Origin of the sequence: Sphingomonas sp. (genome assembly GCF_013812825.1) — a bacterium.
GTDB lineage: Bacteria > Pseudomonadota > Alphaproteobacteria > Sphingomonadales > Sphingomonadaceae > Sphingomicrobium.
In genome coordinates this window covers 83,242-97,161 of the sequence record NZ_JACCSU010000068.1, presented here as the reverse complement: position 1 = coordinate 97,161, position 13,920 = coordinate 83,242, and the positions used below count along the sequence as shown (strand labels likewise).

Sequence of the window (13,920 nt, the reverse complement as noted above, 5' to 3'; positions counted from 1 at the left end):
GCGCCAGACTAGCAGTCGGCCCCATGCTGCTCGCCATCGACGCCGGGAACACCAACCTGGTCTTCGCGCTTCTCCTGGACGGCGAGATCAAGGCACGGTGGCGCATTGCGACCGATCCCCGGCGGACCGCCGACCAATATGCGGTGTGGCTTCACCAATTGCTCGAGCTCGAGGGCTATTCCAAGGCCGACGTCGACGCCGTGATCATCGGCACGGTGGTGCCGCGCGCGCTCCACAACCTTCAGGTGCTGGCCGGCAAATATTTTCATGTCGAGCCGCTGATTGCCGGGCAGGGCGCGGCCGCATGGCCGATGGCGCTCGACGTCGACGAGCCTCAGAACGTCGGCGCCGATCGGGCGCTCAACGTCATCGCCGCGCACTCGAAATATCCGGGCGACCTGATCATCATCGATTTCGGCACCGCGACCACCTTTGACGTGGTCGATTTCTCGGGCGCGTACAAAGGCGGCATCATTGCACCGGGGATCAACCTGTCGATTGACGCGCTGGTCAACGCGGCGGCGATGCTGCCGCGCATCGCGATCGAGGCTCCGGACGACACCAGCGTCGTCGGCCGGACCACCGAGCGGCAGATGCTGATCGGCATCTACTGGGGCTATGTGGCGATGATCGAGGGGCTGGCCGGGCGAATGAAAGCCGAGATAGGGCGGCCCGTCACCGTCGTTGCGACCGGCGGGCTCGCGACCCTGTTCGACACGCACACGGATGCGTTCGACGCGATCGAGCCGGACCTGACGATCCAGGGATTGGGCCTGCTCCACCAGACAAGCGTTTCATCCTAGATGATCCCAGGCGAGGAGCTGCTGTTCTGTGCGCTCGGCGGGTCGGGCGAGATCGGCATGAACGTCAATCTCTACGGCTGCCGCGGCCAGTGGCTGATGGTCGACCTCGGCCTGACCTTCGCCGGCCCCGATTATCCGGGCATCGACCTGATCCTGCCCGAGCTCGAGTTCATCGAGAAGCAGCAGGACAGGCTGGCCGGAATCATCCTCACCCACGGGCACGAGGACCATATCGGCGCGCTGCCCTATTTGTGCTCGGACCTGAAGGTGCCGCTCTACGCGACTCCATTCACCGCCGGGCTGATCGCCGGCAAGCTCGAGGAAGAGGGGCTGACCGGGCAGGTCAAGCTCAACATCGTGGAGCGCGACGGGGTCGTCGAGCTCGGCCCTTTCAAGGTTCGCTACATCGCGCTGTCGCATTCGATCCCGGAGGGCAACGGCGTTCTCATTGAGACTCCGTTCGGACGCGTCTTCCATACCGGCGACTGGAAGGTGGACGAGACGCCGGTGCTCGGCGAGGCTCCAAGCACCGAGGCGCTGACCGACATCGGCGACCAGGGCGTGCTCGCGCTGGTCTGCGATTCGACCAACGTCTTCCAGAACGAGCCGTCGGGATCCGAGGAAGGAGTCCATCACGGCCTTGCCGAGCAGGTCGCCAAGGCCCGCGGGCGGGTGCTGGTCACGACCTTCGCGTCGAACGCGGCCCGGCTCCAGACCATCGGCCGAGTCGCGACCGAAACCGGCCGCCGCGTCTGCGTCGCCGGCCGCTCGCTCGATCGAATCATCGGAGTTGCCAAGGCGACCGGCTATCTGCGCGATTTCCCCGAGCCGGTGCGCTTCGACGAGGCGATGCGGCTGCCGCGCGAGGAGCTGCTGATCGTCGCCACCGGCGGGCAGGGCGAGCCGCGCGCGGCGCTCGGCCGGATCGCCTCGGGCAGCCACGAGCTCAAGCTGTCCCAAGGCGACACGGTGATTTTCTCGTCGCGGATCATTCCCGGCAACGAGGTGGCGATCGGCCGGATCATGAACCAGCTGTCCGACCTTGGGGCCCTGATCGTCACCGAGAAGCAGGCGCATGTCCATGTGTCGGGGCACCCGGGCCGGCCCGAGCTGCTGATGATGTACGACTGGGTCCGGCCGGAAATCATCGTGCCGGTGCACGGCGAGGCGCGGCACCTCGCCGAGCAGGCGCGCCTGGCCTTGTCGCACGGTGTTCCCAGGGCGGTGGTCCAGATGAACGGCGACCTCGTTCGCCTGGCGCCCGAGGGGCCGGCGAAGATCGACCAGGTGCGGGTCGGGCGGCTGGTGCTCGACGGCGATGTGATTCTCCCCGCCGACGGGACGACGATCAACGAGCGCCGCAAGATTGCCGTTGGCGGGCTGATCACGGTCGCGCTTGCGCTCGATGCGAAGGGCGAGCTTGCCGGTACTCCGCTGGTCCGTCCGTTCGGAATCCCGGTCGAGGTCGATCGCGAGGATTTCATCGCCGATGCCGCCGACACCGCCGAGCGGGCGTTCGACCCGCGCGCCGCCGACGACCGAGCCCGCGAGGCGGTGCGGCTCGCGGTTCGCCGATGCGCGACCGCGTGGACCGGCAAGAAGCCGATGGTCGACGTGACCATACTCAAGGTCCCCGAATGACGATCGGCTCGATTGCCGCGATCTATCTCTTGTTCTTCATCGCCAGCGCGTTCCTGCTGCTGCCGTTCGGGGTGAAGACCGACGAGGAGGCGGGGACTGAGAAGGTCCCGGGCCAGGCCGACAGCGCCCCGCACCGGTTCGACCTGCCGCGGCACCTTCTCCGAGCGGCGCTGCTCGGATTGCTGCTGTTCGGGCTGTATTACGCCAACTGGACATACGGCTGGGTCGAGGTCGAGGACCTCGACTTCTACAATTGACGCCTAGCGCCGGCGATCGATCGCCTGGGCGAGCGCCGCGTAGAGCTTGCCCATGTCCGACGACATCAGGGTCACCGCGATCATTCCGCCGTCGCGCTCGGCCAGCACTCGCCGCAGCATCGCCTCGAAGTCGTGCACGTAGCGGTTCACCGATGCCTGGAACTCCCGGTCGGTGTCATAATGCGCCTGGATCGCGCGGCTCTCGCTGCCGCCCATCAAGCGCACCGCGCGGCGCGTGAACACGCCTCGATTGCCTTTGAGGTAGGACGTCCACGCCTTGTCGTCGACCTCGTCCGACAGGATCTTTCCAACGTCGATCGCCGCCGAATTCATCGAGTCGATCAGCATCGACACCCGGCGGGCGAACGCCTCGCTGTCCTTCTCGCGCTGGTCGGCCTGGGTCTTCTCGAAATAATGTTCGAGCGCAGCGCTGCTCTGACCCAGGCTCAGCATCTGCTGGGTGAGCCGATCCGACGCTTCGCGCGCGCTTTCGACCGCTCGCGCGGCGACTTGTTCGACTCCGCGCAAGCGCTCCTCGACGCCCTCGCGGATCGCCGTCTCGAGCGCCTCGCGGGTGGCTTTCGACAGCTTGCCGGCGCTGTCGGGAATGACTCCCTCGATCGCCTCGCGGGCGCGCTCGGCCGCGTGAGCAGCCGCTTCCTTCACCTGCACCAGCGCCGCGACCAGCGCCGGCCCGGTCTCGGCAGTCAGGCGCGTCGCTTCACCCTGGGCCTCGGCCAGCGCCGCGGTCAACGCGGCAAGGCGCGTCTCGGAGGTGCCGACGCCGTCGTCGATGGTCGCCAGGAGTGCTGCGAAGCGGTCCTGCTGCTCGGCGATTCCAGTGCCGCTGGCCGTAATCCGCTCGCTCGCCTCCAGCGCCGCGTCGCGCATCCAGCCGATCTCGGGCTTGGCGGTCTCGGTGGCCCGAAGCACGCGCTCGGCGCCGCTCTCGGCGTCGCCGATGGCGCTCGCCAGGCCTTCGCGGATTTCGGCGGTGAGCTGGTCGATTCCCTGGCGAAGCGCGGTCGTTCGCTCGGCCAGCGATTCGATCGAATTGTCCTGCGTTCCGGTCTGCTGGGCGAGCCCGTCTAGCTCGGCTCGAGCCCGCGCCAGCGAGCCGAGGAAGTGATTGGCCCGCTCGTCGCCCTGCGCGGCGAGTTCGGCGAAGCGCTCGTCGATCAGGGTCAGGCCGCGGTCGATCTCCGCGAACATCCGCTGCGACACGCGCTCCTGCTCGGCGACTCGGGCCGATAGCCCGTCCAGCGAAGCGCCGGCCTGGCCGATCTTGGATCCCAGCACGTCGGCGGCTTCAACGCCGGCGCGCCCGATTCCGGCCGACGCCTGTTCGACCAGCGCCGCGACCGCCGCGGCCTGCGTGTCGATGCCGCCGCGAATCTCGTCGAGCGTTCGAGCGGTCCGGTCGAGCAGCGAGTCGAGCGCTCCTGAAAAGCTCGTCTCCGCTTCGCCGACCCGCGCGGCAGCCGCAGCGCCGGCGCTCTCGATCTGGGTCAGGTGCGTGACCAGCCGCTGCGCAGCGCTTCCGACCTGCTCATCCGCCTCGCGGGTGCGCTCGGTAAGCGCGGCGACCTGCTGCCCGAGGTCGGCCGCACGGGCCGTGGTTTCGCCGCCGATCCCGCGCAACTGTTCAGCAACCGCCCGAGTCGACGCTTCGGCGCGCGGCAAGTCCTCGAGCAGCACGGCGATGTCGGTGCGCGCCTGCTCGGCGGCCCGGTCGACCGCCTCGCCGGTTCGGCTGAGGCGATCGGACGAGGAATCGAGCTCGCGGGTGACGGTGCCGATCCGGCCGGTGGCCTCGTCGCCCAGCTTCATCAGCCGATCCGCCATTCCGCTGAGCGCCGACTGGCTGTCCTCGATCCGCTGCGACAGCACGGCCAGCAGGGCCTCGAGCGAATGGGCCTCGGAGCGCATCGCCACCACCGAGCGGGTGAAGCGCTCGGCTTCGCGCCGCCGGGTGCGGCCGAACATCAGCCAGGCCAGCCCGAGCAGCGCCAGCGGACCCGCCGCGATCGCCATCCATTGCGCGAGTGCCGGGGACGACATCGGCTGGCCGGCCATGACTCGTCCCGCCGACCAGGCGGTGAAGCCAACCCAGAGGATTGCCAGGATCGTCAGTCCGTAGCCGAGGACGGCTCGGCCGCCGGCCCCGTGGGACGCCGGTTCCGCCTCGGGTTCGGTCCACTGGATCTGGTCGAAACCAAGCTCGAGCGTGTCGTCTTGGGGTGAAGAGTCGGTGACCGGAAGCTCTTCCGCCTCGCTGGGCGGAAGCTCGGCGCGCTGGATGCGTGGGTTCATGGCCATTGCAGTTTACCATCTTTGTCTCGCGGCGAAAGCGATTAGAGAGGGTGCTTCGCCCGGCTGCTGTGAAGCGGGGGAAAAGCAGGGGAACAGGCGGCATGGCGGTCGGCGCCCTGATCGGAGCCTATCAGGAGAATGATCGCGGCGAGCTTCGCGCGCTCCTGCCGCTCGCCGGCCGGACGTTGATCGAATATCAGGCGCGCTGCGCGGCGGCGGCTGGCGCGGCCCCGATCGTGGTCATGGTCGAGCGCGTTCCGCCGGCGCTCCACGAAGCGTTCGAGCGGCTGCGCGGCGACGGGCTGGCGGTGATCCCGGTCAGCGACGGCAACGAAGCCGCGAGCCGCTTCGAGGCCGGTTCGTTGATCCTGCTGCTCGGCGATGGAGTTGCGGCCCCGGCCGAGCTGCTCGCCCAGCTTGCCGAGGAGCCCGAGCCGGCGGTCGCGACCGTGCCCGACGACGAGGCTCATGAAGCCTATGAACGGATCGACGCCACCAGCCGCTGGGCGGGCGTGGCGCTGGTCGACGGCCGAACGCTGGGAGCGACCGCGGCGATGCTCGGCGACTGGGACCTGCAATCGACCTTGCTGAGGCGGGCGCTCCAGGACGGCGCCCTGCGAGTCCGCGTCGCGACAGCCGGCGAGCCGCTGCTGGCCGATAGTGCCGAGCAGCTTGGCGGCTTCGAGCGGGCCCTGATCGTCTCCTCGCGGGGAACCCGGAGCGACTGGTCGAGCCGCTACGTGCTGCCGCTCGTCGAGGAGTTCGCGACCGAACGGCTGCTCGACACCCAGGTCAGGCCGCAATGGCTGATCTGGACCGCTCTGGGGCTCAATCTGGCGGCGGCGCTGGCCTTCACCCGCGGCTGGCTGTGGCCGTCGCTGGGGATGCTCATCCTGTCGACGCCGCTCGACCTGGTCGCCCGCCGCCTGGCGACGCTTCGGCTGCGGCCTCTGCCGCCGCGGTCGCTGAGCCTGCAGCTGTTGTGGCCGACGGCGGGGCTTGCGCTGCTCGGGCTGGGCTGGAGGCTCGCGACCCACGGCAGCGGCTGGGGCACGCTGGTCACGGCACTGGCGGCGCTGGCGTTCGCCGAGGCGGCGCGGATCGAGCTTGGCAATGACGAGGTCCCGGGGCAGGTGTGGCTGTTCTCGAGGCGCAATGCGATCCTCGCCATGGTCCCGTTCGCGATCGCCGGCGCATGGGCGCTAGGCTTGGTGGCCCTGGCGCTCTACGCGGCCGCGTCCTTCTTCTTTGTCCAGAATTGGCACCATCGAATCAGGCCCGATTGACGCAGCGTTAAATCGAGACTGATAACGCGCAGGAAATGGTTCCCGAGGAATGGCCGATCGCTGCTCCGGCAGCCGACCCCATGGTCGCACCCGCGCGTCGCGCGGGGCGAGCGCGGCTGGACACCGTCCGCCAGGATTTCTTCCTCGATCCGCGGCAGCGGCTGAACGAGCAGGAGCGGGCCCTGATGACCGCCATGCTCCACGCGATCGTCTCCGACATCGCCGACGAGTTGCGGGTGTCGCTGCCGGCCAACTCGGCGGTCGCCAACGACGAGGATAACAGCGGGCTGGTCGCCGAGCTGACCGCCGCGGGCTTGCTCGACCAGCCGCAACTGATCGAGCTTCTGCTTCGCCGCGCCGACGAGGAGCAGATCACGATCGCGGTCAAGGCGCGCAGCGGCCGCCGCGAGGGACGCTTGTTGCAGACCCTGGTCAGCGACGACAACGCGTCGATTTCCGCCGCGGCGATGGCCTTGATCCTGGCGCGTGGCCGCCGCCGCGACCGCTTCGGCCAGGCCCGAGTCGAGTTCGACGACCTGCCGGCCGAGACCGCTGCCGCTCTAACCCAGATCGTCGGCGCGGGCCTCAGGCGGCGCCTGCTGGCCACCGTCGACCGCCCGTCCGCCGACCGGCAACTGGCGTCGGCCGGCGCGGCGCTGATCAAGCGGCACGACGAGGCCAAGCGGCTCGAGGCGCTCGCCGGCGCCTTGATCCGATTGCTCGACGAGCAGGGGCGGCTCGACGAGGATTTGATCGCCGCCGCGGCCGAGGACGGCGAAGTGGTGCTGGTCGCGCAGGCGCTGGCGCGCCGGGCCGCGATCGGCGGCGAGGAGGCGTTCGACCTCCTGCTCGGCGGCGAGGGCGCCTCGCTCATGCTGCTGCTTAGGATGGCCGGCGCATCTCGCGAGCTGGCTGCGCGGCTGCTGGCCGGGCCGGGGGACTTGCTCGAGATCGCCGATGCCGGCCGAGCGATCGCCCGGTTCGACTCGATTAGCACCGAGGAAGTCGATTCCGCCCGCGAGTGGCTGCGGCTGGACCCGTCCTATCGCGCCGCGCTCGAGGCGCTCGGACAGGATCATGGCCAGCGCACCTTCTGACCCGCGGCCGGTTCTCGGCCGGGTTGACCGCGCCGGCCGGCTGGTCGCCGCTGACCCCGAGCTGGCGACCCTGCAGATGGAGGCCGGCTCGACCGTCGGAGCGGCGCTCGCTCTGCCGCAGGTCGCGGCGGTCGCGAGGCTGGCGCGAAAGCTCGGGATCCCGGTTTCGCGGCCCGCGCTTGCGGCCAGCGCCAAACACGATATCGACATGTGGGTCCGCGCCGTGCCCGAAGGCGAGGAAGTCGCGCTGGCCCTGGAAGGCTGGACCGTCCGTCCGCCCCGCCAGGCGCGGCTTGCGGCCCTGCTCGGCGGCGACAACAGCACCCAGCCCGTTGCCGAGGCCGGCGAATGGGCGGCGGACTCCGACCTCAAGCTCACCTCGCTGTCGGGCTCGCTGGCCGAGCGGCTTGGCGCCGAACCAGCCGACCTCATCGGCCAGCCGCTGACTCGGGTTTTCCGGCTCGACGAGAATGAGGCCGGCGAGATGCCGCTAATTGCAGCGCTCGCCGCCCGCCACGGTTTTTCGGGCCAGCCGGCGATCGCCCGGAGCGGCGACCCGGGCGCGACGCTGATGCTCAGCGCCGACGTCATCTTCGGCCCGGACGGCAGCTTCGCCGGCTTTTCGGGCCGGGCGGTGCCGAGCGGCGATTCGGCGACCCAGCCGCCGCAGCCGTCGCTGGCGGCGATCGATCAGGTGCTGAACGAGGCGCTGCGCTCACCGCTCGACCGGATCATCGACTGCGCCGAGCGCATCGCCGACCGCGCCGACGGGCCGCTGCGCAGCGACTATGCGGTCTATGCGACCGACATTTCGGCCGCCGCCCGCCACTTGCTGTCGGTGATCCACTCGATGAGCGAAGACACCGGGCAGGGCCACCGAACCATCGACCTCGCCGCGCTCGCGGCCGAGGCCGTCGTCCTGGTCGAGCCATCCGCCGAGCCGCGCGGCATCCGTTTCGCGATCGAGGGCGACGAATCGCTGCCGGCCAGCGGCGAAGAGCGGGCCGTGATCCAGATCCTCGTCAATCTGATCGGCAATGCGGTGCGCCATTCGCCGGCCGGAGGCACCGTCACCCTGCGCTTCGACCGGACCTCCGACCTCGCCTCGGTGACGGTATCGGACGAAGGGCCGGGGATCGCTCCCGCCGATCAGCAGCGAATCTTCGAGCGCTTCGAGCGGGCCGGCCCGGACGAAGGCGGGACCGGGCTCGGGCTGGCGATTTCGCGGCGGCTCGCGCGTTCGATGGGCGGCGACATCCATCTGGAAAGCGCTCCCGAGCTGGGAGCACGGTTCATGCTGATCCTGCCTTCGGCCTGACCGGCCGGCTCAGCGCTTGTCGACCGGCACAAAGTCCCGCCGCTTGGCGCCGACATAGAGCTGGCGCGGGCGGCCGATCTTCTGTTCGGGGTCCGAGATCATCTCGTTCCACTGCGCGACCCAGCCGACCGTTCGGGCGAGGGCGAACAAGGCGGTGAACATCTCGGTCGGGAAGCCGATCGCGTTCAAGATCACGCCCGAATAGAAGTCGACGTTCGGATAGAGCTTCTTCTCGACGAAATAATCGTCCTTGAGAGCGATCTGCTCGAGCTCGCGGGCGGTATCGAGCACCGGGTCGCTGATTCCCAGCTCGTCGAGCACCTCCTGGGCGGTTTGCTGCATGACCTTCGCCCGCGGATCGTAGTTCTTGTACACGCGGTGGCCGAAGCCCATCAGCCGGAACGGGTCGTCCTTGTCCTTGGCTCGAGCGATATATTCGGGGATTCGTTCGGGCCGCCCGATCTCGCGCAGCATGTTCAACGCCGCCTCGTTGGCGCCGCCATGGGCGGGGCCCCACAGGCAGGCGATGCCGGCCGCGATGCAGGCGAACGGATTGGCTCCCGACGATCCGGCCAGCCGCACCGTCGAGGTCGACGCGTTCTGCTCGTGGTCGGCGTGGAGGATGAAGATTCGCCGCATCGCCCGCTCGACCACCGAGTTAACCTCATATGGCTCGGCGGGGACGCCGAAGGTCATGCGCAGGAAGTTGCCGGTGTAGCTGAGGCTGTTCTGCGGATACACGAACGGCTGCCCGATGGTGTATTTGTAGGCCATCGCGGCGATCGTCGGCATCTTGGCGATCAGCCGGTGCGAAGCGATCATCCGCTGCAGCGGATCGGTGATGTCGGTGCTGTCGTGATAGAAAGCGGAGAGGGCGCCGACCACGCCGCACATCACCGCCATCGGGTGCGCGTCGCGCCGGAACCCGCGATAGAATGTGGAAAGCTGCTCGTGCAGCATCGTGTGGCGCGAGATGGTATAGGTGAAGGTGTCGAGCTCGTTCTTCTTGGGCAGCTCGCCGTGGAGCAGCAGATAGGCGACCTCCATGAAGCTCGACTGCTCGGCCAGCTGGTCGATCGGGTAGCCGCGGTGGAGCAGAATGCCCTTTTCGCCGTCGATGAAGGTGATCGCGCTCTGGCAGCTGGCGGTCGAGGTGAAGCCCGGGTCGTAGGTGAACATGCCCGTATCCGGGTAGAGCTTGCGGATGTCGACGACGTCCGGGCCGACCGAGCCTGACAGCAGCGGGTAGGTCTGCTCGCCGCCATCGAACGTCATCGTCAGCGTCTTGTCGGTCATTCGTTCGGCTCCACCATCTGGTCGGCAATTCGATCGAGGCTTTCGCACTGCCCGAGCAAGGCCAGCACGTCAAAAATTCCGGGGCTGGTGGAGCGGCCGGTCAGAGCGGCGCGCAGCGGCTGGGCGAGCTTGCCGAGCTTGACCCCCGCCTGGTCGGCGACCTCGCGAACGACGGTTTCGAGCTCGTCATGCTCCCAGGTCGCGACCTTGCAGAGAGCCTGGTGGGCGGCGCGCAACAATGCCCGGCTCTCGGGGGTGAGCAATGCGGCCGCGCCCTCGCCCATCGCGAGCGGGCGTCGGGCGAACAGGAATCGCGCTCCGTCGGCCAGCTGGTTGAGGTCGTGGGCGCGGGCCTTCAGCTCGGGCATCGCGCGGACCAGCAGCTCGATGTCGGTTTCCCCGAGGCCGAGCCGACCGGCGACCAGCCCGGCCAGCCGAGTGTCGTCGGCTTCCCGGATATAGTGGGCGTTGAGGCTTTCGAGCTTCTTCAAGTCGAAGCGCGACGGAGATTTGCCGACATGGTCGAGGTCGAACCAGGCGATCGCCTGCTCGCGGCTGATGATCTCGTCGTCGCCGTGCCCCCAGCCGAGCCGAAGCAAATAATTGAACAGGGCTTCGGGCAGAATTCCCGTCTCGCGATAGTCATGCACCCCGAGCGCTCCGTGGCGCTTGCTCAGCTTGGCTCCGTCCGGCCCGTGGATCAGTGGGATGTGGGCGTAGGCCGGCTCCGGCCAGTCCATCGCCCGGATGATCGCCAGCTGGCGGAAGGCATTGTTGAGATGGTCGTCGCCACGGATGATGTGGGTCACACCCATGTCGTGGTCGTCGACCACCACCGCCAGCATGTAGGTCGGGGTCCCGTCCGACCGAAGCAGCACGAAATCGTCGATTTCGGCATTGGCGACCGCAACGCGGCCCTGGACGAGGTCGTCGATCGCCGTTTCGCCCTCGCGCGGCGCTTTCAGTCGGACGACGAACGGGGCGTCTTCGGGGCCATCACTCGAGCAGTCGCGCCACTCGCTCTCGATTCGGAACGGCCGCCGCTCGGCCTGGGCTTTCTCCCGCCGCTTCGCGAGCTCCTGCGGCGTCAGGTAGCAGCGGTAGGCGGCGCCGCGCTCGATCAGCTGATGCGCGACCTCGGCATGCCGCTTCTCGAACTCGGACTGGAAGTGGACCTTCCCGTCCCAGTCGAGCCCGAGCCACTCGAGCCCGTCGAGGATCACGTCGATCGCCCCCTGGGTCGATCGCGTCTTGTCGGTGTCCTCGACTCGAAGCAGCGCCGTGCCGCCGTGGTGCCGGGCGTAAAGCCAGGAAAAGAGGCCGGTGCGGGCGTTGCCGATGTGCAGGAAACCGGTCGGGGAGGGCGCGAAGCGCGTCACCACTGCGTTCGTCGCGGAGGCGGATGACGGATTGTGACTTGCGCTCAAGCGCTTTCCTTTGTCTTGTCCCGATAGATGCAATGGATGAGCGCCCCTAACATAGCGGGTGCGCCTCTTCCACAGCGGGCTCGGCGGTTCTGGGAGACGCGTTTCGGCGGCTTGCGCGAAAGCGTCGAGGCATTCCTCGAGCGCGAGCGCGGGCAGCTGCCGCCGTGGTTCGTGGTCGGCTTCGGCGCCGGCATCGCCGCCTGGTTCCTGCTCGGGCAGCCGCGGCACTGGGCGGCGTTCCTGTGCCTGAGCGCCGGTCTGGCGATCGCCGGCTTCGCATCGCGGGGCGGGCGGGCCGAGCGGGCGGCCGGCTGGTTCGGGCTGGCGATGATGCTCGGCTGCTCGCTGGTCTGGGCGCGCTCGCACTATGTCGCCGCGCCGCGGCTCGAGCGGCCGCTGGTCACCGAGTTCCGGGCGAAGGTCGAACGGGTCGAGACCCGGGTCGCCAAGGGCGACCTTAGGCTGACCCTCGCTCCCGCCGATCCGGCGCTGCCGCCGCGGGTGCGGGTGTCGATCAAGCAGGACGCGGCTCCCAAGGGCATCGCCAGGGGCGCCGAGCTGCAGTTGCGCGCCCGGCTGGCGCCACCGCCGCCGATGGCGCTGCCGGGGGGCTACGACTTCGCGCGCGATGCCTGGTTCAAGGGCATCGGCGGCGTCGGTCGGGCGCTTGGGCCCGTGACCGTCGTCGAGCCCAAGGGAGAAACCGGCCTCGACGCGGCCCGCGAGCGGCTCGGCCGCCACGTTCGAGAGCGGCTGCCCGGTCCCAGCGGAGGGATCGCCGTCGCGCTCGTCACCGGGGACCAGAACAGCGTCCGCGAGCCCGATGCCGAGGCGATGCGGCGAAGCGGCCTCACGCACCTGCTGTCGGTCAGCGGCCTGCACATCGCCGCCGCGGTCGGGGCGGCGATGCTCCTGACCCTCAAGCTGCTGGCGCTGAGCGAGCGCGTCGCGCTGCGCTTCAACCTGATTCTGGTCGCCGCGGGAGTCGGCGCTCTGACCGGCATCGGCTACACGCTTCTGACCGGCGCCCAGGTGCCGACGGTAAGAAGCTGCGTCGCGGCGCTGCTGGTTCTCGCTGGAATCGCGCTCGGCCGCGACGCGATCAGCCTGCGTACGCTCGCGGTCGGGGCGCTGCTGGTCCTGCTGTTCCGCCCCGAATCGCTCGCCGGAGCCAGCTTCCAGTTCAGCTTCGCCGCCGTCGCCTCGATCATCGCGCTGCATTCGACCGCCTGGGCGCGGAGCATGTTCCACCGGCGCGACGAAGCGCTGTTCGCGCGGGTGGGACGGGCAGTGCTGGCCTTGATCGCCACCGGGCTCGCGGTGGAATTCGCGCTGATTCCGATCGCGCTCTACCATTTCCACAAGTCCGGCCTGTATGGGGTCGCCGCGAACATCATCGCCATCCCGCTCACCACCTTCGTCATCATGCCGCTCGAAGCCGCTGCCCTGCTGCTCGACGCCGTCGGCCTGGGGGCGCCCTTGTGGTGGCTGACCGGGCTGTCGCTGGACCTGCTGCTTGGCCTCGCGCACCTAGTCGCCAACACGCGGGGTGCGATCGTGATGATGGCGGCGATGCCTCCCTGGGCGCTGGGCATGATGGTCGCCGGCGGACTGTGGCTGTTCTTGTGGAACAGCCGCCCGCGGTTGTGGGGCCTCGTCCCGATCCTGCTGGGCGCGGCAGGCGCCGCACTGTCGCCGACCCCCGACCTGCTGGTCACCGGCGACGGGCGTCACCTGGCGGTCGTCGATGCCGACGGCACTCCGCTGCTGCTTCGCGAGCGCAGCGGCGACTTCATCCGCAGCGTCCTTGCCGATTCGGCCGGGTTCGACGACGATCCGGAAGACTTGGAGTCGCGCCCGTTCGCCTCCTGCTCGCGCGACAGCTGCATCGCGCTGCTCGACCGCGGTGAGCGGCGCTGGCAGATCCTCGCGACGCGCTCCGCGCAGTCGATCGAGTGGCAGGCCCTGGTGCGCGCCTGTGCCAACTCGGACATCGTCGTTTCGAGCCGCTGGCTGCCGCGCGCCTGCACTCCGCGCTGGCTCAAGCTCGACCGCGACTCGCTGGCCCGGACCGGGGGGGTCGCGGTCTACCTCGGCCGGCAGCCGCGCGCCGAGACGGTCGCCGAGCGGATCGGCGGGCATCCCTGGGCGGCTGACGTTCGCGGGCAAATGCGCTATGCGCCGCGGGTCAGAGCCAAGGAGAGCGCCGATGCCCCAATTCGTGATCGAACGTGAGATGCCCGGGGTAGGCAAGCTGTCCGGTGGTGACCTAAAGGGCGCGTCCGAGACGAGCTGCTCGGTCCTGCGCGACCTCGGACCCGACATCCAGTGGGTCCACAGCTATGTCACCGACGACAAGATTTACTGCATTTATCGCGCCCCGAGCGAGGACATGATCCGCCAGCACGCCGACACCGCGGGTTTCCCGGCCAACAGCATTTCGCAGGTGCGCAACGTCATCGATCCGACCACCGCCGAATAG

Annotated in this window: 11 protein-coding genes; 8 read left to right on the top strand and 3 right to left on the bottom strand. The window is 69.1% G+C overall.

The window, feature by feature from the left end; genetic code table 11:
* Window positions 1-23 precede the first annotated feature (23 nt).
* From H0T81_RS09475 to H0T81_RS09465, 3 genes are read left to right on the top strand one after another with little or no spacing between them, the layout of a single operon-like run.
* Window positions 24-803 carry a type III pantothenate kinase gene (locus H0T81_RS09475; RefSeq protein ID WP_294012253.1) on the top strand — a complete coding sequence of 260 codons (780 nt, stop codon included), beginning with the start codon at window positions 24-26 and terminating at the stop codon, window positions 801-803.
* On the top strand, window positions 804-2,444 hold the full coding sequence (locus H0T81_RS09470; protein WP_294012250.1) for a ribonuclease J: 1,641 nt from the start codon (window positions 804-806) through the stop codon (window positions 2,442-2,444).
* Window positions 2,441-2,701, top strand: a complete 261-nt coding sequence (locus tag H0T81_RS09465) for a DUF1467 family protein (protein ID WP_294012247.1) — start codon at window positions 2,441-2,443, stop codon at window positions 2,699-2,701. Before H0T81_RS09470 ends, H0T81_RS09465 begins: the two co-directional genes overlap by 4 nt.
* A gap of 3 nt (window positions 2,702-2,704) precedes the next feature.
* On the opposite strand, the gene H0T81_RS09460 is transcribed toward H0T81_RS09465, so the two are convergent.
* Window positions 2,705-5,014: a hypothetical protein gene (locus tag H0T81_RS09460; protein WP_294012244.1), complete on the bottom strand. Its 2,310-nt coding sequence runs from the start codon at window positions 5,012-5,014 to the stop codon at window positions 2,705-2,707.
* A 101-nt stretch (window positions 5,015-5,115) separates the two neighbouring features.
* Here H0T81_RS09460 and H0T81_RS09455 point away from each other — a divergent pair, with 101 nt between their 5' ends.
* The 3 genes from H0T81_RS09455 to H0T81_RS09445 all read left to right on the top strand — a co-directional run bounded on the left by H0T81_RS09455 (window position 5,116) and on the right by H0T81_RS09445 (window position 8,715).
* Entirely contained in the window at window positions 5,116-6,300 is a 1,185-nt protein-coding gene (locus tag H0T81_RS09455; protein WP_294012241.1) for a hypothetical protein, read from the top strand.
* 80 nt (window positions 6,301-6,380) lie between these two features.
* The gene (locus H0T81_RS09450) at window positions 6,381-7,397 is read left to right on the top strand and encodes a DUF2336 domain-containing protein (RefSeq protein WP_294012238.1); all 1,017 of its coding nucleotides are present in this window, start codon (window positions 6,381-6,383) and stop codon (window positions 7,395-7,397) included.
* Window positions 7,378-8,715, top strand: coding sequence for a HAMP domain-containing sensor histidine kinase (locus H0T81_RS09445; protein WP_294012235.1), 1,338 nt, complete (start codon window positions 7,378-7,380; stop codon window positions 8,713-8,715). Before H0T81_RS09450 ends, H0T81_RS09445 begins: the two co-directional genes overlap by 20 nt.
* A gap of 9 nt (window positions 8,716-8,724) precedes the next feature.
* On the opposite strand, the gene H0T81_RS09440 is transcribed toward H0T81_RS09445, so the two are convergent.
* On the bottom strand, window positions 8,725-10,011 hold the full coding sequence (locus H0T81_RS09440) for a citrate synthase (RefSeq protein ID WP_294012233.1): 1,287 nt from the start codon (window positions 10,009-10,011) through the stop codon (window positions 8,725-8,727).
* The gene (gltX, locus tag H0T81_RS09435; RefSeq protein ID WP_366474177.1) at window positions 10,008-11,390 is read right to left on the bottom strand and encodes a glutamate--tRNA ligase; all 1,383 of its coding nucleotides are present in this window, start codon (window positions 11,388-11,390) and stop codon (window positions 10,008-10,010) included. The genes H0T81_RS09440 and gltX overlap by 4 nt, the downstream gene beginning before the upstream one ends.
* Before the next feature lie 84 nt (window positions 11,391-11,474).
* On the opposite strand from gltX, the gene H0T81_RS09430 reads away from it, so the two are divergent.
* The gene (locus H0T81_RS09430; protein WP_294012228.1) at window positions 11,475-13,673 is read left to right on the top strand and encodes a ComEC/Rec2 family competence protein; all 2,199 of its coding nucleotides are present in this window, start codon (window positions 11,475-11,477) and stop codon (window positions 13,671-13,673) included.
* Window positions 13,648-13,920 (top strand): DUF4242 domain-containing protein, encoded by a 273-nt coding sequence (locus tag H0T81_RS09425; RefSeq protein ID WP_294012226.1) that lies wholly within the window; start codon window positions 13,648-13,650, stop codon window positions 13,918-13,920. Before H0T81_RS09430 ends, H0T81_RS09425 begins: the two co-directional genes overlap by 26 nt.